The organism is Spiribacter halobius (assembly GCF_020883455.1).
GTDB classification, from domain to species: domain Bacteria; phylum Pseudomonadota; class Gammaproteobacteria; order Nitrococcales; family Nitrococcaceae; genus Sediminicurvatus; species Sediminicurvatus halobius.
This window is the reverse complement of the sequence record NZ_CP086615.1, coordinates 4,104,355-4,130,669: the sequence shown is the minus strand read 5'-3', so window position 1 is coordinate 4,130,669 and position 26,315 is coordinate 4,104,355. Positions and strand designations below refer to the sequence as shown.

The 26,315-nt window shown below is 65.1% G+C and carries 22 protein-coding genes; 21 read left to right on the top strand and 1 reads right to left on the bottom strand.

The genetic code is table 11. The features are described from left to right. Positions 1–247: 247 nt before the first annotated feature. Positions 248–901 (top strand): SIR2 family NAD-dependent protein deacylase, encoded by a 654-nt coding sequence (locus LMH63_RS19185; RefSeq protein WP_158280455.1) that lies wholly within the window; start codon positions 248–250, stop codon positions 899–901. 37 nt (positions 902–938) lie between these two features. Here LMH63_RS19185 and LMH63_RS19180 read toward each other — a convergent pair. Beyond that, a protein-coding gene (locus LMH63_RS19180; protein WP_439654556.1) for an IS3 family transposase occupies positions 939–2,182 on the bottom strand; the annotation gives its coding sequence in 2 pieces (ribosomal slippage) (positions 939–1,877 and positions 1,880–2,182; 1,242 coding nt in all). Between the two features lie 178 nt (positions 2,183–2,360). Here LMH63_RS19180 and LMH63_RS19175 point away from each other — a divergent pair. From LMH63_RS19175 to LMH63_RS19080, 20 genes are all read left to right on the top strand, one after another. Continuing rightward, positions 2,361–4,727, top strand: a complete 2,367-nt coding sequence (locus tag LMH63_RS19175) for an ATP-binding protein (protein WP_146205271.1) — start codon at positions 2,361–2,363, stop codon at positions 4,725–4,727. Between the two features lie 334 nt (positions 4,728–5,061). Further along, a complete protein-coding gene (locus LMH63_RS19170; RefSeq protein WP_109679850.1) occupies positions 5,062–5,667 on the top strand; it encodes a TetR/AcrR family transcriptional regulator in 606 nt (201 codons plus the stop codon). A 332-nt stretch (positions 5,668–5,999) separates the two neighbouring features. Then, entirely contained in the window at positions 6,000–7,469 is a 1,470-nt protein-coding gene (locus LMH63_RS19165) for a short-chain fatty acid transporter (protein WP_109679849.1), read from the top strand. Between the two features lie 27 nt (positions 7,470–7,496). Further along, the gene (locus tag LMH63_RS19160; RefSeq protein ID WP_109679853.1) at positions 7,497–9,464 is read left to right on the top strand and encodes an acetoacetate--CoA ligase; all 1,968 of its coding nucleotides are present in this window, start codon (positions 7,497–7,499) and stop codon (positions 9,462–9,464) included. Beyond that, on the top strand, positions 9,461–10,618 hold the full coding sequence (locus LMH63_RS19155; RefSeq protein WP_109679848.1) for a thiolase family protein: 1,158 nt from the start codon (positions 9,461–9,463) through the stop codon (positions 10,616–10,618). The genes LMH63_RS19160 and LMH63_RS19155 overlap by 4 nt, the downstream gene beginning before the upstream one ends. Next, positions 10,615–11,046: a Zn-ribbon domain-containing OB-fold protein gene (locus LMH63_RS19150; RefSeq protein ID WP_109679847.1), complete on the top strand. Its 432-nt coding sequence runs from the start codon at positions 10,615–10,617 to the stop codon at positions 11,044–11,046. The genes LMH63_RS19155 and LMH63_RS19150 overlap by 4 nt, the downstream gene beginning before the upstream one ends. Beyond that, entirely contained in the window at positions 11,043–12,221 is a 1,179-nt protein-coding gene (locus LMH63_RS19145) for a thiolase family protein (RefSeq protein ID WP_109679846.1), read from the top strand. The genes LMH63_RS19150 and LMH63_RS19145 overlap by 4 nt, the downstream gene beginning before the upstream one ends. After that, the gene (locus tag LMH63_RS19140) at positions 12,218–12,691 is read left to right on the top strand and encodes a MaoC family dehydratase (RefSeq protein ID WP_109679845.1); all 474 of its coding nucleotides are present in this window, start codon (positions 12,218–12,220) and stop codon (positions 12,689–12,691) included. Before LMH63_RS19145 ends, LMH63_RS19140 begins: the two co-directional genes overlap by 4 nt. A 2-nt stretch (positions 12,692–12,693) precedes the next feature. Further along, positions 12,694–13,923, top strand: a complete 1,230-nt coding sequence (locus LMH63_RS19135; RefSeq protein ID WP_109679844.1) for an MFS transporter — start codon at positions 12,694–12,696, stop codon at positions 13,921–13,923. A gap of 289 nt (positions 13,924–14,212) precedes the next feature. Continuing rightward, complete coding sequence (locus LMH63_RS19130; protein ID WP_109679843.1) at positions 14,213–14,911, top strand: GntR family transcriptional regulator; 699 nt, start codon at positions 14,213–14,215, stop codon at positions 14,909–14,911. 95 nt (positions 14,912–15,006) lie between these two features. Continuing rightward, a complete protein-coding gene (locus tag LMH63_RS19125; protein ID WP_109679842.1) occupies positions 15,007–16,020 on the top strand; it encodes a DctP family TRAP transporter solute-binding subunit in 1,014 nt (337 codons plus the stop codon). A gap of 3 nt (positions 16,021–16,023) precedes the next feature. Then, positions 16,024–16,647: a TRAP transporter small permease gene (locus LMH63_RS19120; protein WP_109679841.1), complete on the top strand. Its 624-nt coding sequence runs from the start codon at positions 16,024–16,026 to the stop codon at positions 16,645–16,647. After that, positions 16,644–17,915 carry a TRAP transporter large permease gene (locus LMH63_RS19115; protein ID WP_109679840.1) on the top strand — a complete coding sequence of 424 codons (1,272 nt, stop codon included), beginning with the start codon at positions 16,644–16,646 and terminating at the stop codon, positions 17,913–17,915. The genes LMH63_RS19120 and LMH63_RS19115 overlap by 4 nt, the downstream gene beginning before the upstream one ends. A 70-nt stretch (positions 17,916–17,985) precedes the next feature. Further along, complete coding sequence (locus tag LMH63_RS19110) at positions 17,986–19,434, top strand: aldehyde dehydrogenase family protein (protein WP_109679839.1); 1,449 nt, start codon at positions 17,986–17,988, stop codon at positions 19,432–19,434. Between the two features lie 28 nt (positions 19,435–19,462). Continuing rightward, entirely contained in the window at positions 19,463–20,623 is a 1,161-nt protein-coding gene (locus LMH63_RS19105; RefSeq protein WP_109679838.1) for an iron-containing alcohol dehydrogenase, read from the top strand. 52 nt (positions 20,624–20,675) lie between these two features. After that, entirely contained in the window at positions 20,676–21,767 is a 1,092-nt protein-coding gene (locus LMH63_RS19100) for an Ldh family oxidoreductase (RefSeq protein ID WP_109679837.1), read from the top strand. Beyond that, positions 21,764–22,459: an RraA family protein gene (locus LMH63_RS19095; RefSeq protein WP_109679836.1), complete on the top strand. Its 696-nt coding sequence runs from the start codon at positions 21,764–21,766 to the stop codon at positions 22,457–22,459. Before LMH63_RS19100 ends, LMH63_RS19095 begins: the two co-directional genes overlap by 4 nt. A gap of 55 nt (positions 22,460–22,514) precedes the next feature. Beyond that, positions 22,515–23,336: a class I fructose-bisphosphate aldolase gene (locus tag LMH63_RS19090; protein WP_109679835.1), complete on the top strand. Its 822-nt coding sequence runs from the start codon at positions 22,515–22,517 to the stop codon at positions 23,334–23,336. Then, positions 23,336–24,376: a zinc-dependent dehydrogenase gene (locus LMH63_RS19085; RefSeq protein WP_109679834.1), complete on the top strand. Its 1,041-nt coding sequence runs from the start codon at positions 23,336–23,338 to the stop codon at positions 24,374–24,376. The genes LMH63_RS19090 and LMH63_RS19085 overlap by 1 nt, the downstream gene beginning before the upstream one ends. Beyond that, entirely contained in the window at positions 24,369–25,901 is a 1,533-nt protein-coding gene (locus LMH63_RS19080) for a xylulokinase (RefSeq protein WP_109679833.1), read from the top strand. Before LMH63_RS19085 ends, LMH63_RS19080 begins: the two co-directional genes overlap by 8 nt. Positions 25,902–26,315: the final 414 nt, after the last annotated feature.

Sequence of the window (26,315 nt, the reverse complement as noted above, 5' to 3'; positions counted from 1 at the left end):
CCCAGTATACCCCGGGTTTTCACACAGCCTGGACCCAGATCGGACACTCGGACTTCAAGAACCGTGATCTATTGGGTCACCCTCCTTACCGGTTCGACTCCGCGCCCCAGAACGCAACTAGGCTTTGGCAATGCACGGCCACGCCGTTTGGCGTACCGGTTCCGGAGGTTGACCGGGATGCCGGTAGATCGTCCAATGTCATAAGCGCTACGTGCACCTCCAACATCCAACGATAAGGATGACCACCATGTCTGTTCCCGAGGCTTTAATAAACAGACTAACTGAGGGACGTGTCATCCTCTTCTTGGGTGCTGGAGCTTTGCAAGGGACAACACTTCCTCGGGAAAAGAAACCAGTCCTTGGTGAAGGGTTACGCGAACTTATCTCGGACCAGTTTTTAGATGGCGAGTATAAAAATGAGAGTCTTGCATTCGTTGCGGATCTAGCTGTCGAGGCTGACAGCTTGTTTTCAGTCCAAGACTTTGTCGCCAGTCAATTCGCAGACATTGCTCCGGCTGATTTTCACCTGCAGATACCGCAGTTCAACTGGCGCGCAATTTTCACGACCAACTACGACAGACTGCCGGAGATCGTTTACGAACAATGCCACGACCGACTTCAATCGCCACGGGTTATCCTGTCCAATTCCGACAATCTAGATGAAACCCGACGAACAAATGATATTGTGCCGCTAGTAAAGCTCCATGGCTGCATCACGCGTACGCATGATTCCAGTCTGCCGCTGATCCTTTCGACAGAGCAGTATATAGATTATAAGAAATATCGTGATCGCCTATTTGGCTATCTTTACGATCTAGGCCACGAGAACACAATCGTTTTTGTTGGCCACAGCTTGCAGGACCAAAATATCCGAGAAGTGATAAAGCAGATTGGAAGGTGAACCGCTCTCGGTTTCTTGGACACCAGGATGACTGTATTCACGCTGCTGCCGTCGTGGCCTGAAAGGCTCTCCGGACCTCCGCCGGTGAGCGGTGCCCGTGGCGCTGGATCAGCCACTGCTCGTTGTAGCGATGTCGCCACTGCTGGAGCTGCTCGTTCAGCTGCTCCAGGGTGCGCGCGCCGTGGCACCAGAGGAACTGCTCCTTGAGGGTGCGGAAGAACCGCTCCACCACGCCGTTGCCCTCGGGCGCGTAGACGAACGCCGGCGAGGAGACCATGCCGAGGAAGCGGACCTCGTCCTGGAAGGCGTCCGAGACATACTGGCTGCCATGATCATGGCGCAGTGCCAGCCCTCGGGTGATGCCCTCATGGAAGCCGCCGAAGACGCGCCGTACGGCCTGGCGCAGCGGCTCGAGCGCCTCGAAGCGCGTCCCCGGCCGCGCGGCGTGCAGCCCCAGGCACTCGTTGGTGCAGTGATCAATCACGGCGAACACGGTGGCCTGGCCGCTGCCGGGCAGCCAGGTGCTGGTCGCATCGGTGGCCCACATGAGGTCCAGGGCCTCGGTGACGATCGTGCCGTCATGCACCCAGGGGCCATGGTCGCGGCCGGGGCGTTGCGGGGCGAGCAGCCCGGCGTCGCGCATCAGCCGCAGCACGCGGGGCTTGCCCGTGCGGATGCCCTGCTGGCGCAGCCGGGCCCAGACCTTGCGATGGCCCTCGCCGGTGAACGGCGAGCTCTGGATGGTCGTCTTGATGGCCGCGATCAACTCCGCGTCACCCTGAACCGTGCCGGGCCCCCGCCGGGCGGGTGGCTGTGCCGGCTGTGCGCCGCTGTGACGGTGCGCATAGACCGTCGAGCGGGGGATGCCCCACTCCCGGCAGAGCCGGACCACACCGAAGGGCTTGCCCGTGGAGATCGAGCACGCCCGGCTCATGAGCTCGACCTCCTCAGGTCCAAAGGGCGCCCCTCCTTGAGGCGGCTGACCGCCTCGCGCGAGGCCTCCAGGTCCATGGTGAGCTCGCCGACCTTGGCTTGCAGCTCGCGGATCTGCTGCTCGCGCCCGTCCGCCGTACGGCTCTTCAACCCCGCTTCACCGCCGGCGAGAAACTCCTCACGCCAGCGGCTCAGGCATGCCGCCGTCACCCCGAGCTCGCGACTCAGCGTGTCCAGGTCCTCGCCCCGGAGCAGGCGCAGCACGGCCTCGGTCTTGCGCTTGCTCGAGAAGCGCCCCTTGTCCTTCTTCCCCTGCGTATCGCGCTGGCTCATGGACACCTCCTTCACTGCTGCCAGCAAGGGGATGGCCCCGGCTACTCACCTGGGACCTTGCCCCCAGTGCGGTGTCCAAGAAAACCGGGGGGCGGGGGAAAGGAACCTTCAGGAACGGCCGAAGTATTATATCGTACGTCCCAATGTGAAGCAGCCGGAAGTCGATTATTGGTCCACGCGAAGAATAACAGTCTTGAATCAAACCTTTGAGGAATTTCTTAATGAACTAGCCGAAAGAATCCCAACCAATGAGCGTACGCTGAGTTTTGCTCGTCCTCCGGTAGAGCATCCCATTCAATCACTTTTTGTTACACACGACGCCCCCTCAGAAGAACTGGTCCGATTCCTCACTGACGATGTCGAGTATCTTTATAAAGGGATGGCCGTAGAAAGTTCAAGGCCCGCCCTCTTCTATAGTGGATCCGATCTCGGTTGGTACCCGATTGCGGACGGTCTCAATGTCCACCGTAGTCTCGGAGACAAGCTTAGGAGTGCAGCCCAGCTTACCCCTGAAGAAGACCGTCCCGCGCCGTCTGAGTTGGTCGTACTCAAGGGAGAAGCAGGCTCTGGGAAAACGGTAATTCTGAGACAGGCTGCGTGGGACGCGAAGGACGCCGGACTGGGTGCGGTTCTTTGGGTGCAGTCACTCGGTGACGTCGACATTGATATACTGCAGGAGATATATCGGGCGACGAAGGAACGAATCCTCCTATTTTGGGACAACGCGGCGAACAACGTGCGTAGTATTGAAAGGCTTTTCCATAAAGCGGCGCGACAGAGTCTTCCTCTAACGATCATCACAGCGGAACGGTTTAGTGAATGGAACAACCGGTGCACCGGTCTTGACGAGTTGGTTACGTTGATTTTCGAGGTTCGGTATCTAAACGAGAGCGAGATTGAGCAACTGGTTGAGTTGCTTGATAAGTCGAATTGTCTTGGGCCGAATCTAGAGAAGAAGTCGCACGATGAGCGGGTCAGGGAACTTCGTGAGGTTCATGGGCGACAGTTGCTGGTAGCGCTCCACGAAGCGACGATGGGGAAGCGCTTCGAAGATATTATTGGTGATGAGTACCGCTCCATTGAACCTAAGGAAGCAAAACTACTGTATAGAACAGTTTGTACGCTCAATCGGCTTCGCGTTCCAGTACGCGCAGGACTAATCGGTAGGATCTATGGTATAGCGTTCGATGACTTCAAGAGTCGGTTGCACAAACCTTTGGAAAGAGTGGTCTTGTGGGAAGGTCAGAATGGGGCTGACGCGCACTACGTCGCCAGGCACCCAGACATTGCGGAGATTGTTTTTGAACAAGCCTTCGTTGACTCTGATGACCGATTTAACGAGTATGCTAGAATTTTAGATAAAATAAATATCTCTTACCAGTCGGATCGGATGTCTTTTCGCGGGCTGCTTAGGGCGAAAAAGCTAACCGAAGTGTTTCCCGAGTATCAAGACGTAAGCAGCATTTACATTCGCGCCTTGGAAAAGGTTGGGCGCGATTCATATTTGCTTCAGCAGATGGCTAACTTTGAGCGGATTCGGCCGAATGGTAGTTTGGAGTCGGCAAGAGAGTTACTGGCGGAAGCACGCTCTGTGGATCCGCTGGATGAAAGCATAGTTCATAGTCTTGCTGTTGTATGGAGGGATATGGCTTCGGAAGCAGGGGACTCCTCTATACGCGGAAAACGGCGGAGTGAAGCACGGTCCTTGTTATATGGCCTTCGGGAACGAGAGGGGCACACGCCCTACATTGATGGGACGCTCGTTGAGTTGGCGCTGGCTGATCTTCAGGACGCGCTGTCGGATGACAAGATCTCTGAGCGCGTAATCGATGAAGCGATGCGGAGAGCTGAAGCGGAGTTGGGCGAAAGCAAGCGTAGGTTTCCAGGAGATGGATATTTGTTCAAGCTGGAAGCGGACCTTGCCCGGACGCTTAGGGATAGTCAGAGAGCTAAAGATGCTTTGGAGCGGGCGTTTCGCGAAAATGATCGAGATCCACTGATCGCTGCGCGACTCGCGGCGCTGTATGAAGATGCAGGAGATGCAGAGAAGGCATTGGATGTTCTTGGGAGGGCCTTAGACCGTCGGCGGGCAGATCGTCGTCTTCACTTTTATTACGGTGAGATCTTGAGGCGGGTGGGCGCGGACAAGTCAGAATTGTCGTATCACTATCGGCGAGCGTACACGCCAGGAGATAGGAACTACGAAGCTAAGTTTTGGGACGCACGGTATGCGATTGAATCTGATGACCCGGCTGAGAGAAATAGAGCGTTGGATATCTTTAGGGAGTTGCAGCGGTCGAGGATTTCATATGCAGCGCGGAGTAAGGTGCGCGACCTAATGGGGGGGTGGAGCGCGCCAACTCGAAAGTTTGGTACGCTTTATGAGAAAAAGGATCGGTTTGGGTTTGTACAAATTGACGGTTGGGGAATGAGTGTGTACGCATCAGAGGAGTGTATGGACCCGGAGGTATGGGAAATGCTTGAGGCGGGGGATAGGGTGAAGTGTTACGTCGGGTACACCTATCAAGGGGCTAGGTGCCATCAAGCCGAACTGGTTTGACGTGTTTGGAGTGGGCCTGGCGTGAGTGGGGCGCGGATCAGTTGACGGGAGTAGCCCCGGCCCTCGTGGCGCGGCACTCTAAGAGCAGCGCGGTTGTTGAATGATCGTTCCTGGCCGAGAGCGGTCGGCTGTAGTGGGTTCAGCGGGAGCGGTTTGCTAGCTTGCGTTTAGGTCGGCCGCCGCAAGTCGCGAGTCTGTCGATCCGCCAGTCTTCGATTGTCGCCGCTATAACCCACCAAAGTCGTTCTAGTCGGGTAGGCGCGAAGCAGTATCGCGAGTGTATGGACCGTTCGGTATCATGCTGACTGTGTTTGATGCGCAATAGGTGACCCGTATGGGTAAGGCCCAAGGCCGGCAACGGAGCGATGCTGATACGAGAGAGCGGCTGCTGCGAGTCGCCGCGGAGCTCTTCGCCGCTAACGGCTATCACGCCACCGGCATGAAGGAGCTGGAGAAGGCTACTGGCCTCGGCCGCAGCTCGCTGTATTACCAGTTCTCCAGCAAGGAAGAGATGCTGTTCGAGATCGTCACGCGCTACCTGCGTGAGCTGATCGACTACGGCAACGACCTCATGAGCCGGGACATGGGCGCCGAGGAGCGCCTGCGCCTGCTATCGCGCGGCGTCATGCGCACCATCGCCCGCGATCTGCCCGAACTCACGGTCTGCTTCCGCGAGGTGCACGCGATCGGGGAGTCGCGCCGCGGTGAGTTGATGGACCTCCACCGTCGCTACGAGCAAGTGTGGACGGACGTCCTGGAGGTCGGCGTGCGGGATGGGGTTTTCCGCACCTCAAGCGCCGTGGCCGTCAAGGCGCTGCTTGGTATGCACCACTATAGCTACCTGTGGTTCCGGCCTGACGGGCCCCGCAGCCCGGAGGAGGTTGCGGACGCCTTTGTCGACCTGTTCCTCAACGGCCTGCTTCAGCGGCCGCTGACGTAATCCGAGGTCCCGCAGGTCCCTCACAGCCTCATTGCCTGGCCGCCGCCAGGTTCCCCAAAGCCTGCGTACCAGCGCGCCTCCGGCCTTCAGTGGTTTGCCCCTCGGTGTCTGCGCTCCTCTGAAACCGATGCCCGACTAGCTCCCCAGGACACTCCGCCTATCGGGCGCGTGGCAAGCATACCTTGACGCCCGTGATCTCCTTGCTAGTGTATGGACCGGTCGGTTCATAAAACGTTAGATAGATGCCGACCCCGCACCCGGCACGCCAGATGCCAGGGGCCGTCCGCTCGGAAGCACGCTCGCTTTCCGAGAGAGATATGGAGGAGATAACAATGCTTCAGACCGCAGGCGCGATTTCCGCGCGCATCTCGCGACGGATCATCCCCAATCCGTTCGTATTCGCCATCATCCTCTCCGCCGTGGTCTACCTGCTGGGAATCGGGCTGACCGATTCCGGTCCGTTCGAGATGGTCGGGCACTGGTATGACGGCTTCTGGAACCTGCTGACCTTCTCCATGCAGATGGTCGCCATCCTGCTCTTCGGCTACGTGCTGGCCTCCTCGCCACCAGTGCGGGCGGTGATCTCCAGGGTTGCAAGCGTGCCGCGTAACGCCGGCCAGGCCGTGATGCTGGTGACCGCGCTCGCGGTGATCTTCGGCTTCATCAGCTGGGGCCTCGGGCTCATCGTCGGCGCCATTGCCACCCGCGAGGTCTGCCAGCAGGCCAAGAGGCGTGGCATCAAGGTGCATTACCCGCTGACCGCAGCCGCCGGCTTCTCCGGCCTGATCATCTTCAATTGCGGTTTTTCCGCTTCCGCTCCGCTGCTGGTCAACACCGAGGGCCACTTCCTGCAGGAGCAGATGGGCAAGATCCCGGTCACCGAGACCATTCTCTCGCCCTATAACCTGATCGTGATCACTGCCTTCCTGCTGATCATCCCATTCGTCTACCGGAACATGCATCCGTCGAAGTCCGAGATCGAGGAGGTGCCGGACGAGGAGAAGCAGACCGGGGGGGAGACCTCGTCGAACCGGCAGGCCCGCAGCGGGCAGTCGGACACCGCCGGCTCAAGCCCGGGCAAGGATGATTCCGATCTGCCTGAGCCTGGCCCCGGGGGCGCCGCAGCCATAACCGCGGGTATGGAGGCGGTGGCGAAATCCGATATGAGCCTCGCGGAGCGCCTTGAGAACTCCCGGCTGCTGACCTGGATCATCGCCGTCGCTGGCATTGGCTACATCGGGTATCACTTCGCCACCAACGGCTTCGATCTCAACCTCAACATCATGAACTTCACCCTGCTGATCCTGGGGTTGATCGCCTACAAGACGCCCATCGCGTACGTCTACGCCATCGATGAGGGTATCCGGGCCTGCGGGCAGATCGTCCTGCAGTTCCCTTTCTACGCCGGGATCATGGGCATGATGGCGAGCTCCGGCCTGGTGACGGTGTTCGCTGACTGGATGGTCTCCGTCTCCACCGCCGGCACCTTCCCGCTCGCGGCGCTGCTCAGTGCGGGCGTCGTGAACCTGTTCGTGCCCTCGGCCGGTGGGCAGTGGGCCGTGCAGGGTCCCGTCCTGATCGAGGCCGCGCGCCAGCTCAATGTCGACCTCGGCCTGACCGTGATGGCCTTCAGCTACGGCGACCAGCTCACCAACGGCATCCAGCCGATGTGGATGTTGCCGCTGCTCGGCATCACCGCCCTCAAGGCCCGGGAGATCCTCGGCTACACGGCAGTGATGATGCTGGTGGCCTTCGTGATCTTCGGTGTCGGCGTCACGCTGCTGCCCCCGATGTTCCTCTAAGGCCTCCAGGGAGAGGACGAGATCATGATGACCCAACAGAAAGAGCCGGAAATCCTCTGGCAGCCGTCTAGGGACACGGTAGCCAAGGCGGAGATGACCCGCTTCGCCCGTGCCGTGGGCCTCGAGAACGCACCCTACGAGAAGCTGCATCGCTTCTCCGTCTCGGACCTCGAGGGATTCTGGGGTGCGTTCTGGAATTTCGCCGGGATCATCGGCTCGGGTAATCACCGGGTGCTGAGCGTCAGGGACGACGCTCGCATGACCAGCGCCCAGTTCTTCCCCGACGCGCAGCTGAACTACGCCGAGAACATGCTCGCCGGCGACCCCGACGAGGTCGCGGTCATCGAGACCGACGAGCATGGCGTCCACCGTGAGATCGATCTGGCAGAGCTGCGCCAGCGCGTAGCTCACGCCCAGGCCGCACTCGAGTCCCTGGGTGTGCAGTCCGGTGACCGCGTCGCCGGATTGGTGCCGAATAATGCCGACGCCCTGGTCATGCTGCTCGCGACCGCCTCAATAGGAGGCATCTGGTCCGCCTGTGCCCCGGAGTTCGGCGTCTCCGGGATACTGGACCGCTTCGGTCAGATCGCCCCGAAGGTGCTCGTGGCGGCACCGGGCTATCTCTACAACGGCAAGGTTCACGACATCCGCGAGCGGCTGGCCGAGGTGGCAGGCAGGATCGACGGCCTCGAACATTTGCTGCTTACCGGTGCCGAGGAGCCGCTCCCGGAGTTGCCGTGCAACCACCTGTGGCTGGAGGCCTTCGATTCAGACGGCAGGCAGGTGCCTCACTACGTGCACGTGCCCTTCGACCAGGCGCTCTACATTATCTACACCTCCGGCACCACCGGGCTTCCGAAATGCATCGTCCACAGCGCGGGCGGCACCCTGCTGACCCACCGCAAGGAGCACATGCTCCACTGCGACGTGAAGCCCGGGGACCGGATGTTCTATTACACGAACACCGCGTGGATGATGTACCACTGGCTGATCTCGGCGCGCGCCAGCGGCGCGGCCGTCGTGCTCTACGACGGCTCGCCGCTGCCGAAGACCGGGGCCGGCCTGGACGCGGGGGTGCTCTGGCGCATCGCCGAGGCGACCGGCGTCACCCACTTCGGCACCAGCCCGAAGTATCTGTCACTGGTTCAGCGTGAGGGGTACTCGCCGGGCGAGCATCACGACCTCAGCCCCCTGCGCATGATCATGTCCGCCGGGGCGCCGCTCACCGAGGAGCACTTCGAGTGGGTGTACTCCGAGGTCAAGCCGGACCTGTGTCTCGCCTCCATCTCCGGCGGAACCGAGATCCTGGGCTGCTTCGTCATGGGCAATCCGACCCTGCCGGTGCGCTCCGGGGAGATCCAGTGCCCCGCCCTGGGTATGGCGGTGAACGTCATGGACGAACGCAATGCGCCGGTGCTCGGGCGCAAGCACGACCTCGTCTGCACCGAGCCGTTCCCCTCCATGCCGCTGACCTTCTGGGGCGAGGGCGGCTACCAGCGCTATCTCGACACCTATTTCGGTGACCGCAAGGAGATCTGGACCCACGGCGATCTCGCGGAGTGGCGACTCTCCGGTGGCCTGGTGATCACGGGCCGCACCGACACCCTGCTCAAGCCCGGCGGCGTGCGCATCGGTACGGCCGAGATCTACCGGGTGGTGGAGGCCCTGGACGAGGTCCGCGACTCGCTGGTCATCGGCTACCCGACCGAGGATGACCAGGAGGTGTGGCTGTATGTGGTCACTGCCGAGGGGGTCACGCTGGACGATGAGCTCGAGCAGCGCATCCGCCAGCGCCTGAAGAGCGAGGCCTCACCCCGCCACGTGCCCCGTCGGATCATGAGCGTGCCGGACGTCCCCTACACCTTGAGCGGCAAGAAGGTCGAGAAGGCGGTGCTGCAGATCCTCACCGGCCGCACCGTCCAGAACAAAGGCTCGCTCTCCAATCCCGAGAGTCTCGAGGCGTTCGAGTGCGAGTCCGGGAGGGCGGCGTCATGAAATGGCAGACCGCGATCGCCGGCATCGCCGAGCTGCCGCCCGTGCGCCGTACGCGCGGCGCCACCACTCTTGGAATGATCGCGGAAGTCTCCGCGCAGGCCGTTGCCGATGCCGGGCTCGAGCCGGCGGCCATAGACGGTCTGCTCGTGGGCCCTCAGGTTGGCGAGACGCCCCAGCACGTGCCGGCGACCGTGGCCGAGTACCTGGGGCTGCAGCCGACCATGTCCAATGTCGTCGACCTCGGCGGTGCCTCGGGGGCGGGCATGGCCTGGCGGGCGGCCGCGGCCATCCAGTCGGGCATGTGCGAGACGGTGCTCTGCGTGCTCGCCAACACCCGTGAGGAGAACCCGCCCCGCTCGCCGAACCGCAACCCCATTCGCGAGTTCGACGTGCCCTTCGGGGCCTCGGGGGCCAACACCGCCTACGCCCTGATCGCCAACCGGCACATGGCCGAGTACGGCACCACCAGCGAGCAGCTTGCGCACCTGGTGGTGGCCCAGCGCGAGAATGCCCAGCGCAACCCGGCGGCGGTCTTCCACGGGCAGCCGCTGACCGTGCAGGACGTGCTGGACTCGCCCATGGTCATGGACCCGCTGCACCTCTACGAGTGCGTGATGCCCTGCGCCGGCGGTGCGGCCTTCGTGGTGACCACCACCGAGCGGGCAAGGACCCTGCGCCAGGCGCCAGTGGTCCTGGCCGGGGCCGGCGAAAAGGTCACCCACCGGGCCATCTCCTGCGCGCCGGATCTCACGACCGGGCCGCTGAAGTCCGCCATCGACAACGCCTATGCGCAGGCTGGTGTCGGCCCCGGGGAGATGGACCTGCTCTCGCTGTACGACTGCTACAGCATCATGGCGGCCGTGACCATCGAGGACGCCGGTATCTGCCCGAAGGGCCAGGTCGGCCCGTGGCTGCTCGAGCATGACCTCACCTGGTCCGGCGACCGGCCCATGAATACCCACGGCGGTCAGATCGCCTGCGGCCAGGCGGATCTCGCCGGCGGCATGTCCCACATCATCGAGGCGGTGCGCCAGCTTCGCGGCGACGTCGAGGGCCGCCAGGTGGCGGACTGCGAGTGGGCGCTGGTCACCGGCAACGGCGCCACCATGAGCGAGGCGACGGCGCTGGTGCTGCATCGGGAGGAGACGCGATGACTGACAAGGCCATGCCCAAACCCGGGCCCAACGCGAGTCCGGTCTCCGCGCCGTTCTGGGAGAATGCCCGGAACCACCGGCTGACCCTTCAGTACTGCGACGATTGCCAGCGCTGGGTGTTCTACCCGCGCGCACGCTGCCCGTACTGCTGGTCGGACGCGCTGAGCTGGCGTGATGCCAGCGGCGAAGGAACCGTGGCCGCGCGCATCATCGTCCACAAGCCCGGCCACCCTGCATTCCTCGAGGACGTTCCCTACGTCGTCGCGCTCATCGACCTCGCCGAGGGCCCGCGCATGCTCTCCAACGTGGTGGACTGCCACCCGGATGCCGTGGAGGTGGGGATGCCGGTCCGCCTGCGCTGGACCGAGCGCGAGAATCTCACTCTGCCGACGTTCGCGCCTGCCGGCGCGAAGGAGGCCCAGCAATGAGTGGCGCCACCACCCCCGTGCTGCTCGATGGCCTGCGTACGCCCTTTGGCAAGTACCGCGGAGCGTTGCAGGACCATGGGTCGCGCGCCTTGATCAGCCACGCGCTGCGGGCGCTCATACGGCGCAATCCCGAGCTCGCGCGCCCCGACGGCGTGATCCTGGGTCAGGTGGTCCAGGCTGCCCAGGGGCAGAATCCCGCCCGCCTCGCGGCCGCGGACGCCGGGGTGGACTGGCAGGTGCCGGCGACTACGGTGAACAGCGTCTGCATCGCGGGACTCTCGGCCGTAAGCGATGCCGTGCGCCGCATCCGCCTGGAGGAAGGCGGTGCCTACCTGGTGGGTGGCGGTGATTCCATGAGCCGGGCACCCCATGCCGCTGTGATTCGTCCGGGGCTGCGCAAGCCCGGCCCGGTGGAGCTCACCGACACCATGGTCATGGACGGCCTGTGGTGTTCGCTCGGGGACGAAGGCATGGGCGAGCTCTCCGAGCGCGCCAACACCGAGCTTGGCGTCACCCGGGAGCGCCAGGACCAAGTCGCGGCGCGTTCCCATGAGCTTGCCGCCGAGGCCACCGACGCTGGCCGGCTGAGCGCCGAGATCACGCCCATCGAGGTGGCCGGTGGTTCGCTGGCGGCCGACGAGGGCATTCGACGGGACAGCACAGCAGAGGGGCTTGCCCGCCTGCGGCCGGCCTTTGCCGCCGAGGGCACGATCACGGCCGGCAACGCCTCGCAGATGAGCGACGGTGCCTCGGTGGGGGCGGTGACGTCCATGGCCACCGCTGAGCGCCTCGGGCGCCGGCCCCTCGCCCGGATACTGGCCTGTGCCGAGACCGCCGGGCCGGACAACACACTGCACCTCAAGCCGGCCAACGCCACGCGGGCGGCCCTGGAGCGCGCCGGGCTGAGGACCACGGACATCGACCTCTTCGAGATCAACGAGGCCTTCGCCGGCGTCGTCATCGCCAGCGCCGATGCGCTGGATATCCCCATCGATATCGTCAACGTCAACGGCGGTGCCATCGCCCTGGGTCATCCCCTTGGCGGCACGGGTTTCCGCCTGCTTCTCACCCTGGCCCACGCCCTGCACCAGCGCGAGGGGCGCTATGGCGTCGCCACGCTTTGCGGCGGCGGCGGCCAGGGCTTCGCCATCGTCATAGAGAGAGTGAACTCATGAGTCAGGACACCACCGCCAGGCAGGACAAATCGGGTGACGGTTGGGCGGGCGTACGCCACGGCCGTCCGGCCGATGGGGCCGTCGCCGAGCGCAGCAAGGCCGTCACCCTGGCGGACATCGAGCTGTTCAGCGCCATGACAGGTGATCGCAATCCGCTGCACACTGACCGTGCCGCGGCCGAGGGCTCCCGGTTCGGCGGACTTATCGTTCAGGGTGGCGTAACCACGGGGATCCTCAACGCCGTCGTCGCCGAGGATCTGCCCGGGCCAGGGTCGGTGTTCCTGAACGTGGAGTGGAAGTTCCAGAAGCCCGTCTACGTGGGCGACACCATCACGGGCACGGTACGCGTCGTGGAGGCCCGGCCAGACAAGCCCATCTGCACCATCCAGACCGAGGTGCGTAACCAGCACGGCGATGTCTGCGTGACCGGCAAGGCTGTTACCTATACGGCACCGCTCGACCCGGTTTAGCCATGTCGACGGCGGTACGGACGGCCGACGCGACGGTGGACGAGGCGAGGGATCCGCCGGGCTGCTGGGCGGGTCTGGCGGTGCTGGCCTCGGCCATGCTCTTCGGCATGACCACCTGGTTCTCGGCCACGGCCGTGGTGCCCCAGCTCGAGGCCGTCTGGGCGATCACGCCGGGGCAGGCGGCGTGGCTGACCATCGCCGTTCAGCTCGGCTTCGTCGTCGGGGCGCTCGGATCGGCGATTCTCAACATCGCCGATCTGGTACCCCCACGGCGGCTGATGCTCTACGGCGCGACGGGGGCGGCGGCCACCAATGCGTTGCTGCTGACTGCGCCGGATGTCACCGTCGCCATCGCCCTGCGCGGGCTCACCGGCCTGTTCCTGGCGGGGGTGTACCCGCCGGCCATGAAGGCCATGGCCACGTGGTTCCGCTTCAAGCGGGGGACGGCGCTCGGCATCATGGTGGGGGCGCTCACGCTGGGATCCGCCACCCCGCATCTGGTGAACGGCCTGGGCGGGCTGCAGTGGCAGCTGGTGATCGTGGTGACGAGCCTTCTGACCGTGGCCGGCGGCGTGCTTGCGGAGGTCGTGGGCAGGGATGGCCCGTTCCCGTTTCCGAAGGGCCGGTTCGACCCGCGCATGGCCTGGCGGGTATTCACGGATCGCGGCGTGCTGTTCGCCTCCCTCGGCTACTTCGGCCACATGTGGGAGCTCTACGCCATGTGGGCGTGGTTCTCGGTGTTCCTCGGCGAGACGCTGAGCCTGCAGGGGGTCGGCGAGGCCGGGCGCTGGTCGGCCATCGGCACCTTCGCCGTCATCGGCATCGGTGCCCTGGGCTGCTGGCTGGGTGGCGTGCTCGGCGACCGGCTCGGCAGGGCGCGCGCGACCATTATCGCGATGGCCATCTCCGGGGCCTGCGCGCTCGGCATCGGCCTGCTGCAGACCGCCCCCATTCCGGTGATTCTGGCCGTCGGTCTGCTCTGGGGCTTCTGGGTGGTGGCCGACTCCGCCCAGTTCTCCACGGCGGTGACCGAGCTCGGGCGGCAGGACTACGTGGGCACCGCGCTCACCCTGCAGCTCGCCATCGGCTTCATCCTGACCATTCCCACCATCTGGATCATCCCGCTGATCGCGGAGTCCATCGGCTGGCGCTTCGCCTTCGCGATCCTGGCCCTCGGCCCGCTGGCCGGTATCGTCTCCATGCGCCAGCTCAGGTACGCGCGGGGCGCGTAAGCGACCGCCCTCGCGCGCCTTTACCTGCGGCGCAATCAGCTACACGTACGGCCGGTGCCCCTCGATGGGGCGCTTTAAGCGCGCCGCCACCCGCTCAACGATGCTCTGGCACAGCCGCGAGAACTGCGAGGGAGAGTTCACACCATCCCCTGGTTAGGCGGGAAGGCGTGGCCTAGATCACCGTAAGCCCGTGCGACCGGTCGTCGGTTTTCCCCATGCAAGGTTGGACAACGCGCAGGGCGATTGGTATACCACGTACTGAACACCAGCGGTATGTGGTATACCAACTGTGGATGACAGCGTTCTCAACCTCTCCTCGCCTGGCGTCCGTTCGGTCAGCGAGCAGGTCTACGAGCACCTGGTTCGAGCCATTGTGGAGGGAGCTCTGCCGCCCAATCAGGTGCTTAGCGACCGGGCGCTAGCGCACCAGCTTGACGTAAGTCGCACACCGATCCGCGAAGCCTTCCATCAGCTTGAGTCCGTTGGGCTGGTCAAGCGCCGATCACGCATCGGTTGGGTCGTGACGGACTTCACGCGGCGCGACGTCGAGGAGCTCATCGAGTTGCGCTGCGTGCTCGAAGCGGCAGGCATTCGTCAGCTCGTGCACTGGAGCGATTCGAGACTCCACGAGCTTTGTGCCCTCTTCGATGGTTTTGAGCAGCCCTTCGACTCGGAAACCACGGCCGAATACCTGAGCCGTGATCGCGAGCTCCACATCACCATCGTGAATGCGACTGGCAACAGTCGGATCAAGGAGGTGTACCGCTACGTTGAGCTGCAGATCGACCGGGTGCGTCACTTCATCTCATACCGGGCCCAGAGCCGTGTCGCCGAGAGCCTGGAGGAACACCGCGAGATCACCCGTGCCCTTGCACGGCGAGATGCTTCGGCGGCTGTTGCCGCTCTCGATGCCCACCTACTGAACGTCCAGCACAAGTTTGTCGACTTGTTGGATGCCGTCAGTGCCGCCGCCGCAGAAAGGAGGTGAAGACCGGAAGAAAGATCGACCAAGTTCGAAGCAAGCCTTGCTGCCTCCGCGATGGGGGCCATCACTCAGACAGTACATTCTCGGAGGAGGAGAAGATGACTGAATCTGCAAACTACCTGCGGCGTGCGGCCGTGTTCGCTGGCGTCCTTGCATGTTCCGGCGTCGCGACGCTCGCACAGGGCCAGGAGACCGTACGTCTTGCCGTGGGCGATCCGATTGGTTCCGCGGTTGGCATGTCCGCAGAGCACTTCGCAGAGCAGGTGGCGGAAGCGACCGACGGCCAAGTGGAGGTCGAGGTGTTCGCTGACGGTGTCCTGTTCGGCGGTGACCAGAATGCCGCCGTGAACATGGTTCAGAATGGCTCGCTCGACGCCGTGATTCTCTCGACGTCCGTGTACGCCTCCTTTGAGCCGTGCATGAACGCCATCAGCCTGCCGTACCTCTTCAGCGATTACGACCAGTTCGTGGACTACCTCGAGGGCGAGCCCGGGCAGCAGCTACTGGCCTCGATGGACCGGCTGAACACTGAAGGTCTGGCCCTGATGATCCGCACGTTCCGCCATGTCACGAACAGCGTGCGTCCCATCGAATCGCCCGAGGATCTCGAGGGGCTGACGCTGCGCGTCCCGAACAACAAGCTCTGGGTGGAGTTCTTCGGCCCCCTGGGCGCGGATCCAACCCCGATGGACTTCACCGAGGTGTACACCGCGCTGCAGCTCGGAACGATCGATGGGCAGGAGAACCCGGTGGAAGTGCCGCTGGCGAACAAGTTCTACGAGGTGCAGGACTACCTGTCCCTCACCGGACACATCGCCGACGGTTACATCCTGGCATTCAACCAGGACCTCTGGGAGGAGTTCGACGACGAAACCCAGTCGGCGCTGCGGCAGGCCGCTCAGGACACGGCCCGGTTCAAGCTCGAGCATGACCTCGGCGAGGAAGAGCGGATGGTGGCCGAGCTCGAGGATCGAGGCATGGAGGTCAACGAACTGACACCCGAGGCCCGCGAAGCCTTCCAGGAGCGTGCCCTCGAGCTCTATCCGCGGTTCGAGTCCCTGGTGGGCGAGCAGTGCATGGCCGACACCCTGGATTACCTCGGACGGAACTGAGGCATGACGGCTGTGCGCAGCAAGCGCAACACGCCCGCGGAGGTGCCGGCCGCTACGGCCGGCACCTTGCGGGAGTCCAGCGATTCCGTCGGTGAGGCTCGCGGTGGGAGCGTCGATGCCGAATTGCCGACCCACCGCAGACTCGGGGTGGTGTGGCGCGTAATCGAAGTGCTCCTCTTCTGTGGCGTCGCGGGAATGCTGATCACCGTAACACTACAGGTGCTGGCGCGCCTCGCACCGATCTCGTTGCCCTGGACCGAGGAACTGACCCGGTACCTGTTCATCTGGACGACGTTCCTGGGGCTTGCGGTGGGCACGCGTTCGGCGGGCCACGCGAGGATCACCATTCTGCTCCTGCTCGCTCCCGCACGCGTTCGCTCCTGGGCCCTGCACGTGTATTTCGCGGCCGGCTGTCTTTTCTTCGCAGTGCTTGGTTACACAGGCCTGCGGCTCGTCCTGCAGCAGATCCGCAACGGGGAAACCTCGCCGGCGCTTGGCATCGGGATGTACTTGGTCACGGCCGCCGTCGTGACCGGAGCGGCGCTCGCGCTATGGGCGCAGCTCGAGTCGGTCTATCTCGACCGCCGGACCCGCCGCTATCTGGAAACCGGAGGCTCGGATTCATGAGCTGGGTTCTGCTAGGCACCTTTTTCGCCCTGAGCCTGGTGGGGATTCCGCTGGCGATCTCCCTCGGGCTGGCGACCATTCTCACGTTGGTGCTCTTCGACCTGCCGCTCTCGCTGATCGCGCAGCGGATGTACAGCTCCATGAACAGCTTCCTGCTGGTGGCTGTGCCGCTGTTCATCCTCGCCGGCAGCGTGATGGGGCGTGGGGGCGTCTCCGACCGCATCTTCTTCGCCGCGAACTCCGTGGTCGGCCGCTGGCGGGGTGGGCTGGGGCAGGTGAACATCATCGCCAGCATGATCTTCGGCGGCATCTCCGGATCCTCGGTGGCCGACGTGAGCGGGCTCGGCCCGCTGGAGATCAAGGCCATGGAAGAGCGCCGCTACCCGAAGCCCTATGCGGCGGCGCTGACAATGGTGACTGCCACCCTCGCGTCCGTGGTGCCGCCGAGCATCCTCATGATCATCGCCGCGACTGCCGCGGGGCAGTCGGTGGGTGCTTCTCTGGCGGGCGGCCTTGGCCCGGCCGTGGTCTTCGCCGTCATGTTCATTGCGCTCAACTACTGGCTCGCACTTCGCCGTGGCTATGGCGACGTGGTGTCCACGGGTTTCCGCGAGGCGGTTGGGCACGTGCTGATCGCCATACCGGCGCTCGGTGCCCCGGTGATCATCCTCGGTGGCATCTTCGGTGGGATCATGACGCCCACGGAAGCGGCGGGCATGGCGGTGCTGTATGCACTGGCCGTGGGCGCCCTGATCTACCGGCGGGTGAACTGGCGGGAAGTCCCGCGGATGATCATCGATACGGGCGTGACCACCGGTACGATCCTGTTCATCGCCATGTGTGCATCCGTCGCGACCTACGTGTTCACCGTCGACGGGCTGCCCGGGAAGGTCACCAACGCCATCCTCTCACTGTCGCAGGACCCCACCATGGTGCTCCTGCTGATGGGCGTGGTGCTGGTGGTCGTCGGCATGTTCATGGACATCATCGCCGCGATCCTCATTCTCACGCCGGTGCTTATGCCCACGGCAATGACAGTGGGCATCAACCCGATCCATTTCGTCGTGTTCCTGGTCACCGCGCTTGCCGTGGGGCTATCGACACCACCCGTGGGCATTTGCCTGTTCGCTACGGCGCAGGTCTCGGGGATCAGCGTCGAGCGCATCACGCAGGCGGCCTTGCCCTTTTACGTGGTCATGCTCATCGGGCTGGTCGTGCTGGCGGCGTTCCCGGCGCTCACGCTGTTCCCCGTGCGCCTGTTCATGTAGCGGGCACCGTCCGAGCGGTCGCGTGTGCAACAGGCCCCGACGCATCCGCATTCGAGGAGGTCATTTCAATATGAACGATATTGCCGAACCCGCCTGGGCGAGCCACGTCAACGGTAACTGGCTCGCTGGTGGAGAGACTCACAGCATCCATGATCCGGGTGACCTGGAGCAGGTTACGCGGCGCTACCGATTGGCAACGGCGGACGATGCGGACGCGGCCGTGGACGCCGCGGCGTCCGCATTCCCGGCCTGGGCAGGGACACCGGCGGCGACCCGGGCGGGCTACGTTTACAAGCTCATTGATCTGTGGCGAGAGCACGTCGACGAGATTGCCGAATCGGTGACTCGGGAGATGGGGAAGCCCCTTGCGGAATCCCGCTCCGAGGCCAACCGGGCGATCGACGAGATGCGCTTCTGGGCCGGCGAGGCGCTGCGCCTCGGCGACCGCACGTTCGAGAGTGCGCGGCCCCACACCGAGGCCTACACGATTCGCCAGCCCATAGGGCCGGTGGCGGCCGTCTCGCCCTGGAATTTCCCGATCCTCACGCCCATCCGCAAGCTCATTCCGGGCCTGGTCTGTGGCTGCACGGTCGTGCTGAAGCCCGCACTGCAGGCACCGGGCGCCGCCGTGCTGCTCCTCCGGCTTCTGGAGCGAACCGGGCTTCCTGCCGGGGTCGCGAACCTGCTGATCGGCGCTGGCCGTGACGTCGGGGATCGCCTGGTGCGCCACCCCGCCATCGCCGGCATCACGTTCACCGGTTCCACGGACGTCGGCATTCGTCTCGGAGTGCTTGCCGCCGAGCGCAACGCGAAGGTGCAGCTCGAGATGGGCGGCAAGAACGGTGCCGTGGTGGCGGGCTACGGGGACGTAGAGCATGCGGCGAAGGAGATCGCAGCCGCAGCCTTTGCCGTATCCGGGCAGCGTTGCACTGCGATCAGCCGCGTCATCGTGCCGCAAGCCGAGCGCGCGGCGCTGGAGCAGGCTCTGGTCGCCAGGGCCGAGGCCCTAAAGGTCGGTCATGGCCTGGACTCCGAGACCGGAATGGGCCCTCTCGCGAGCCGGGAGCAGCTCGACAAGGTGCAGCACTACGTCGCACTCGCGCAGCAGGGTGAGGGCAGGGTTCTCACCGGCGGTCGCGCGCTGGAAGGAGACGGCTACTACTACGCGCCTACCGTGATCACCGACGTGTCGCCTGAATCCGCGCTCGCTACCGAGGAGATCTTCGGGCCGGTGCTGGTGGTCGTTCCCGTGGCCGACCGTGAAGAGGCCATTCGCGTCCACAACAGTGTCCGCTACGGGCTCACCTCGTCGGTTTTCACCGACGACATGGACTTCGCCCATGCGTTCACCCGGCGGGCAGAGGCCGGGATGGTGCACGTCAACCACGGCACCAACAGCGAGGGTCACCTCCCCTTCGGTGGCTGGAAGCAGTCCGGCCAGGGCGCATTCGGCATCGGGGATACCGCCGCGGACTTCTACACGACGCTGAAGGCGGTATACCGGATGCATCGCGGCTGATCCCACACAGGCATTGCGGAGAGATTGAATGAACTATCACCGGCCTTTCAGCTACGAGCTGCCCACGCGGCTCGAATTCGGAATCGGGCTCACCGCGCGGCTCGGTGACTTCGCAGGCTCCCTCGGGGGGAGCAAAGCCCTGGTCATCACCGATCCGGGGCTTATCGCCGCGGGGGTGGTCGACCGGGTGACCACGGCGCTGGACCGCGGTGCTATCGGCTACACGGTCTTCTCCGACGTGGAATCGGAGCCGGACGCACGCGGTGTCGAGGCGAGCGTCGAGCGCTACCGCGCAGAGGGCTGTGACGTGATCGTGGCCGTGGGCGGCGGCAGCGCCCTGGATACGGGCAAGGCCGTCTCGGCGATGCTCACCAACCCCGGTCATATTCGTGACTACGCCGGCCTCGGCGTGGTGAAGGAGAAGGGGGCGCCATTCATCGCCATTCCCACCACTGCCGGCACCGGCAGCGAGGCGACGATCTGGGCGGTGATCTCCGAGAAAGACAAGGGGCGCAAGTACGGCGTCGGCAGCCCGTTGACGGTCCCGGACATCGCGCTCTGTGACCCCGAGCTCACGGTGACCCTGCCGCCGCGGGTAACCGCGGTCACCGGCATCGATGCGCTGGCTCACGCGCTCGAATCCTACGTCAACAAGGCGACGCAGCCGATCTCCGAGGCGCTCTCGGAGCGGGCCATCGCCCTGGTCGGGCGTTCTCTGCGCACCGCGGTCTTCGCGGGGGACACGCTCACCGCCCGGGCCGACATGCTGCTTGCCTCGAGCATGGCCGCCATGGCCTTCAACCCGACTCGCCTTGGCCTCGCGCACGCACTCGCCATGCCGCTCGGCGCGAACGCCAAGATCCCCCACGCGGACGTCATCGCCATCCTGCTGCCCCCGGTTATGCGGTTCAACGTGGTGGCCAACCTCGAGAAGTTCGCGCACATCGCGGAGCTCTTCGGCGAGCGGGTCAGTCACCTGCCGCTGCGCGACGCGGCGGAGGCGGGTGTGCGCAGCGTGGAGCGGCTCATCCGCGACGTGGGTGCGCCGAACTCGCTTGCCGCCTACGGCGTGCGCGAAGCCGACCTCGAAGGCATGGCCGAGGGGGGGCTTCAGTCCGGCAACGTGCCGGTCAATCCGCGTGCCACCACGCGCGAGGACCTCGTGGCCATCATGCGGGAGTGTCTGTGATGCGGGCGGGAAACCGGCCCGCGGGTCGAACGGCCCGCAGGGGGGCGGAGCGATGAGTGCCCTGGTAGTAACGCCCGAGGCGCTGCAGGAGCATTGCTCCGCCATACTCGCCCACCACGGCCTCCCGGCGGCAGATGCCGGGGTCGTGGCGGCCTCGCTGGTGGACGCCAATCTGCGTGGCGTCGACTCCCATGGCGTGACCCGCATGACAATCTATGTGGAGCGCCTGCAGCGTGGGCTGGTCGCGGCTCGCCCGGACATTCGCGTCGTGCAGGACCGGGGGGCGTCGCTGCTGCTGGACGGCGATAACGGCATGGGTGCCGTGGTGGCTAGCCGTGCGCTGGACATTGCTCTCGAGCGGTTGCCGCAGCATGGGTCGGTCACGGTGGGCGTGCGCAATACCAACCACTACGGCTCCGGTGCGTACTACGCGGAGCGTGCCGCGGATGCGGGCGCAGCTGCGTTCCTGTACTCGAACGCGCCGTCGACGATGGCCCCCTGGGGCGGTGTCGATCCGTACCTCGGCACCAATCCGTACACCTTCGCCGTGCCGGCGGGGCGCTATCGCCCGGTCATTCTCGACATGGCGACCAGCGTGGTCGCCCGCGGGAAGATCATTCTCGCCGCCGAGCGCGGGGAGCGGATTCCTGAGGGCTGGGCGATTGACGGAGAGGGCCGGCCCACCACGGATGCGCAGTCGGCGCTGGAGGGCAGTGTTCTGCCCTTTGGTGGGCCCAAGGGCTACGGCATCGCACTGATGGTGGACATCATGGCTGGCGTGCTGACGGGTGCTGGCTTCGGGCCCCGCATCGGAGACCTCTACCGGGACCTGGAGCAGCCGCAGAACGTGGGCGCCTTCATACACCTCACAGACGTGGGCGCGTTCCTGCCCATGGAGACGTTCCGCGCCCGCATGGACGAAATGATCGAGGAGATCAAGTCCGCCCGCCGCGCGGCGGGCGTGGAGGAGATTTTCCTGCCTGGGGAGATCGAGCGCCGCACCGCCGAGCGGCGTCGCGAGAGGGGCATCCCGCTGCCCGCGGAAACCGTGGCGCAGCTTGAGACCCTCGGCAGTCCGCTGTCGGCGTCCCTGACGCCGACTGCGCGGCCCGGCCCCGAAAACGAACATGGAGTGACAAAGTGAATCGACTGACCCTTTTCGATGCCGCCGAGCGGCCCGACCCAGCGCTGGTCGAGCGCTTCTCGCGCCTGAATACGCCGGCAGTTTCCGACAATCTGGAGCGCTGCCACGGCAGCGTCGGCCTCTACCCGGTGGGCGGCTGCCTCGCCGCGCTCGGGCTCAAGGCCATGGCCGGGCCGGCGCTGACGGTCCGCACGCGCCCGGGTGACAACCTCGTGGTGCACAAGGCCCTCGACCTGGCGCAACCGGGCGACATCCTGGTGATCGATGCCCGCGGCGAGGTAACCAATGCGATTCTCGGCGAGCTCATGTGCCGGTACGCCCGCTCGCGGGGGATCGCCGGCATTGTGCTCGATGGCGCGATCCGCGACTTCGACGCGCTCTCCGCCGGCATTCTGCCCGTGTTCGCCCGCAGCGCATCCCACCTCGGGCCTTACAAGAGCGGCCCCGGAGAGATCCACGGCACGGTGCACATCGGTGGGATTACCGTCGATGACGGCGACATCCTGGTAGGCGACGCCGATGGCGTGGTCGTGGTCCCGCGTTGGCGCGCCGAGGCCACCGTGGCCGCCGCGGAGCGCGTCGTCGAGATGGAGCGCCAGCAGGCCGAGGAGATCGACAACGGCAGGCTGGACCGCAGCTGGATCGATCGGGCGCTGGAAGTGGTTCCCGCTAACGGGGCCGCGCGCGCCTGAGGGCTGCCGCCGTGGAGCGCAGGCGCACCATCCATTGTATTGGGAGAGCAAACCGATGTTCGTAGGCAAGCAGATTCGTCTCAGCCGCCTTCTCAACACCAAGTCCGGGCGCATGCTGGGCATCACGGTGGACCATCCGATCACCCGCGGCGTGCTGCCCGGCATCGAGGACATCGCCCGGGTGCTCGACGAGGTCGTCGCCGGCGGCCCGGAGGCGGTGACCATGCACAAGGGCATCGCCGAGAAGGTGTTCCCGCCGCACGCCGGCAAGGTGTCCATGATCTTCAAGGCGAGCGCGTACTCCACGCAGTTCCATCCTTACGAGGAGGCCATCGTCGCCGACGTGGACGAGGCCGTGCGCTTTGGTGCGGATGCCATCTCCGTTGGCATGATCGTGGGCGGCCCGGAGCAGACCACCCAGCTCACCAACCTGGGGCGCATCTCCCGTGAGGCCGCGCTCGCCGGCATGCCGCTGGTGGCGCACATCTACCCCAAGGGCTCGCGCATGGACGACCCGAACTCCGCCGACGCCGTGGCCTATGCTGCGCGCGCGGGCGCCGAGCTCGGCGTCGACCTCATCAAGACGCTTTGGACCGGCTCCGGGGAGAGCTTCCGTAAGGTGGTGGAGGCCTGCCCCTCGCGCGTCGCGCTTGCCGGCGGCGAGATGGGAGAGAATCTCGAGGACTACCTGAACATGACACGCGAGGCGCTGGACGTGGGGCTCGCCGGGGTTACCTACGGGCGCTTCGTCTGGCAGCACGATCACCCCGCGGCGGTCATCCGCGCCATCGCGGCACTCATGCACGACGAGGCGAGCGTGGCCGAGGCGCTCGAGATCTACGAGGAGCAGGTCGCCCGCGGCCAGGAGGCGCGCTGATGCATGCCGCCGTATTCCACGCGCCGGGAGACATCCGCTACGCGGAGGTCGAGACCCCGAAGGCCGGCGACGGCGAGCTGCTACTCAGGGTGCGGGCCGCCACCATCTGCGGCACGGACCTGCGCATCTTCCACGGCCGAAAGACCAAGGGCGTGCGCCTGCCCTCCATCATCGGCCACGAGTTCGCCGGTGAGGTGGTGGACGTGGGTAGCGGAGTCTCCGGCTTCGCGGTGGGCGATGGCGTCGCCATGGACCCGGTTATCCCATGCCTGCGCTGCGAGTACTGCAAGCAGGGCCGGGAGAATGTCTGCGCCAATCGCACCGCCATGGGATACGAGTACGACGGCGCTTTCGCGGAGTACGTCCGCATCCCTGCCACCGGCATCGCTTCGGGCAACGTGTACAAGCTGGCTCCCGGCACCTCCTGGGAGCAGGCGGCGCTCGCAGAGCCGCTCGCATGCTGCCTGAACGGCCAGGAGAACGCCGAGGTCGGGCTCGGCGACAGCGTCGTGGTGCTTGGGGCCGGGCCCATCGGGCTGATGCATCTGCAGCTAGCCCGCGTCGCCGGCGCCCGCCAGGTGATCGTGAGCGAGCCGAACGCCCGCCGCCGGGAGCTCGCCGCCAGCCTGGGCGCCGACGCCGTGGTCGACCCGAACGCCGATGACCTGGCCGCCAGTGTGCGTGAGCGCTGTGATGGGCTCGGTGCCGACGTCGTGATCGTCGCCATCGGGTTGCCGGTGCTCGTGAACCAGGCGCTGGCGCTCGTGCGCAAACAGGGGCGCGTGAACCTCTTTGCCGGTTTTACGGCCGGGGAGAACGCTGCGGTGGACCCGAACCTCATCCACTACAACGAGATTCGCGTGAGCGGCGCGAGCGCCCTCACCCGGCGGCAGTACGAGCGCTCGCTGCGTCTGATCGAAGCCGGCGTAATCGCTGCCGGCGAGCTGGTCACCCATCGTCTCGGGCTACACGACATCGGCGAGGCGCTGAAGCTTGCTGAGAGCGGGGACGGTGTGAAGGTGGCGATCCGCGATGAATGAAATTCTGCTCGGAATCGATGCCGGCACAAGTGCCGTTAAGGTCTGCGCGTTCACGCCGGCAGGCGAGCTGCATGCAAAGGCACAGCGCCCCGTGCCGCTGATTACAAGTCACCTGCACTGGGCGGAGTTGGATCTTGAGCGCTACTGGGAACTGGTAACGGATGCGCTGCGTGAGGTGAGCGCGGACGCCGGACCGGTGGTCGGCATCGGCATAGCGACCACCTGCCCGACAACGGTTCTGCTGGACGCACAGCTCGAACCTGTCCGCCCCAGTATCACTTACCTGGACAACCGTGCCAGCGGCATGATGCATAGGCTTGTCAGGCGCCTCGGCGGCGAGGAGGCTGCCTTTGCGGCGACCGGTAATCGCATGAGCCCCTCCACCTGTTCGGCCGGGACGCTGCGCTGGGTGATGGAGTACGAGCCGGAGGCTTGGGCTCGGGTGCGGCATGTGGGCTTTCTCAATACGTTCCTCGTGGCGCGGCTGACGGGTGAGCTAGCCACAGATCCGACTCAGGCGTCCTACTCGGGGTTATTCTCAGTGCGCGAGCCGGCACGGGGTTGGTGCCCGGAGCTGTTGGAGGCCGTGGGCGTGCCACGGGGGCACATGGTGCCGATCCACCCGCCCGAGCAGCGGGTCGGGAGCCTGAGCGCAACGGCGGCGCGGTCGACTGGGCTCGCGCCAGGCACACCGGTCGCGATCGGCGCTGCGGACACCGCGTCCGCCGCCTTCGCGCTTGGGATCAACCGCGGCTACAAGGCGTTTGAGTCCGTCGGCACCTCGGGCGTGGTTACCTTTTGCCTGGACGAGCCGACCCTGGACCCGGCGTTCCTCAATCGCCAGCACATCATCCCGAACCTGTGGCTGGCCCACGGTGCCATGTCCACCGTAGGTGGCGCTTTTGGCTGGCTTAACGACAAAGTTTGGCCAGAGTTGCATGACCTCGCCGAGCTTGAGCAGCTGGCAGCGTCGTCCGAGCCGGGAGCGAACGGCGTTGTCTTTCTGCCCTACCTGGCCGGCGAGCGTAGCCCTCTCTGGGATCCCAACGCCTCCGGCGCTTGGATCGGCCTGCGTTTGGGCAACGACCGCGCGGACCTGGTTCGTGCCGTGTTTGAGGGCACCGCGTACGGGATACTGCAAATCGTGCGACGCGCCGAGGAGTGCTGGGGCTGGCGCCCTCAGCGCATGCTCAGCGTGGGCGGCGGTACCAAGAGTCGTTTCTGGTTGCAGATTAAGGCGGATGCCCTCGGCATGGAGCTTTCCCGAGGGCATATCACGGATGCTTCAGCGCTCGGCGCGGCGTTGCTCGGTGGCATAACGGGTGGAATGTTCGAGAGCGTCACGGACCCACAGTTGCCCACGGTGCGCTCCGAGGGTGATGCCGTATCGCCGAGCGCGGACGAGCAGCACCTCGAGCGCTACCAACGTATGGCCCGTATCTATGATGGGCTATATCCCGCGCTGGCGACATCGATGAGCGAGCTCGCTGCTGTCTATGAGGAGAGCGGCGCGTTTGCCCGATAGGAATACGTATCGGCCGGAGCGCACCCCTCCCTGTGGCCCGTACCGACTTCCGTGCGAGCAACCCATAGGTGCAGCGGGCACGCCTGTCAGTGGCCCACTAACTGACAGCAGACAAGATCTCCCGCCCCTCGCGCAGCCCGCTTGACCTGAGGGCGTAGGCGCCGCAGTTCCAGCTGCTTGGCGCTGTTCGGGCCGTCATTAACCCCGGCCGCTGTCGCGGTCGGCCTGGGTCACCCGGCTGCGGGTCATCTGCGCCGAGGGCTCGAACTCTTGGGCGAGTTCCTCGGGCGCGCGCCCGGCGCGCACAAGATCGGTCATCTGCTCCCGGAAGGCTGCCGGGCATTGGGGGCTAGACTGTGGCGGGGTGCACTTCGAGTGCTTCACAAAGGCTCGGATTTCCACCGATGCGGGTCA

What these genes read in the sequence shown, in the direction of transcription:
- LMH63_RS19185 (WP_158280455.1), top strand. Translation starts at nt 248, where the DNA reads ATGTCTGTTCCCGAGGCTTTAATAAACAGACTAACTGAGGGACGTGTC.
- LMH63_RS19170 (WP_109679850.1), top strand. Translation starts at nt 5,062, where the DNA reads ATGGGTAAGGCCCAAGGCCGGCAACGGAGCGATGCTGATACGAGAGAG.
- LMH63_RS19165 (WP_109679849.1), top strand. Translation starts at nt 6,000, where the DNA reads ATGCTTCAGACCGCAGGCGCGATTTCCGCGCGCATCTCGCGACGGATC.
- LMH63_RS19160 (WP_109679853.1), top strand. Translation starts at nt 7,497, where the DNA reads ATGACCCAACAGAAAGAGCCGGAAATCCTCTGGCAGCCGTCTAGGGAC.
- LMH63_RS19155 (WP_109679848.1), top strand. Translation starts at nt 9,461, where the DNA reads ATGAAATGGCAGACCGCGATCGCCGGCATCGCCGAGCTGCCGCCCGTG.
- LMH63_RS19150 (WP_109679847.1), top strand. Translation starts at nt 10,615, where the DNA reads ATGACTGACAAGGCCATGCCCAAACCCGGGCCCAACGCGAGTCCGGTC.
- LMH63_RS19145 (WP_109679846.1), top strand. Translation starts at nt 11,043, where the DNA reads ATGAGTGGCGCCACCACCCCCGTGCTGCTCGATGGCCTGCGTACGCCC.
- LMH63_RS19140 (WP_109679845.1), top strand. Translation starts at nt 12,218, where the DNA reads ATGAGTCAGGACACCACCGCCAGGCAGGACAAATCGGGTGACGGTTGG.
- LMH63_RS19135 (WP_109679844.1), top strand. Translation starts at nt 12,694, where the DNA reads ATGTCGACGGCGGTACGGACGGCCGACGCGACGGTGGACGAGGCGAGG.
- LMH63_RS19125 (WP_109679842.1), top strand. Translation starts at nt 15,007, where the DNA reads ATGACTGAATCTGCAAACTACCTGCGGCGTGCGGCCGTGTTCGCTGGC.
- LMH63_RS19120 (WP_109679841.1), top strand. Translation starts at nt 16,024, where the DNA reads ATGACGGCTGTGCGCAGCAAGCGCAACACGCCCGCGGAGGTGCCGGCC.
- LMH63_RS19115 (WP_109679840.1), top strand. Translation starts at nt 16,644, where the DNA reads ATGAGCTGGGTTCTGCTAGGCACCTTTTTCGCCCTGAGCCTGGTGGGG.
- LMH63_RS19110 (WP_109679839.1), top strand. Translation starts at nt 17,986, where the DNA reads ATGAACGATATTGCCGAACCCGCCTGGGCGAGCCACGTCAACGGTAAC.
- LMH63_RS19105 (WP_109679838.1), top strand. Translation starts at nt 19,463, where the DNA reads ATGAACTATCACCGGCCTTTCAGCTACGAGCTGCCCACGCGGCTCGAA.
- LMH63_RS19100 (WP_109679837.1), top strand. Translation starts at nt 20,676, where the DNA reads ATGAGTGCCCTGGTAGTAACGCCCGAGGCGCTGCAGGAGCATTGCTCC.
- LMH63_RS19090 (WP_109679835.1), top strand. Translation starts at nt 22,515, where the DNA reads ATGTTCGTAGGCAAGCAGATTCGTCTCAGCCGCCTTCTCAACACCAAG.
- LMH63_RS19085 (WP_109679834.1), top strand. Translation starts at nt 23,336, where the DNA reads ATGCATGCCGCCGTATTCCACGCGCCGGGAGACATCCGCTACGCGGAG.
- LMH63_RS19080 (WP_109679833.1), top strand. Translation starts at nt 24,369, where the DNA reads ATGAATGAAATTCTGCTCGGAATCGATGCCGGCACAAGTGCCGTTAAG.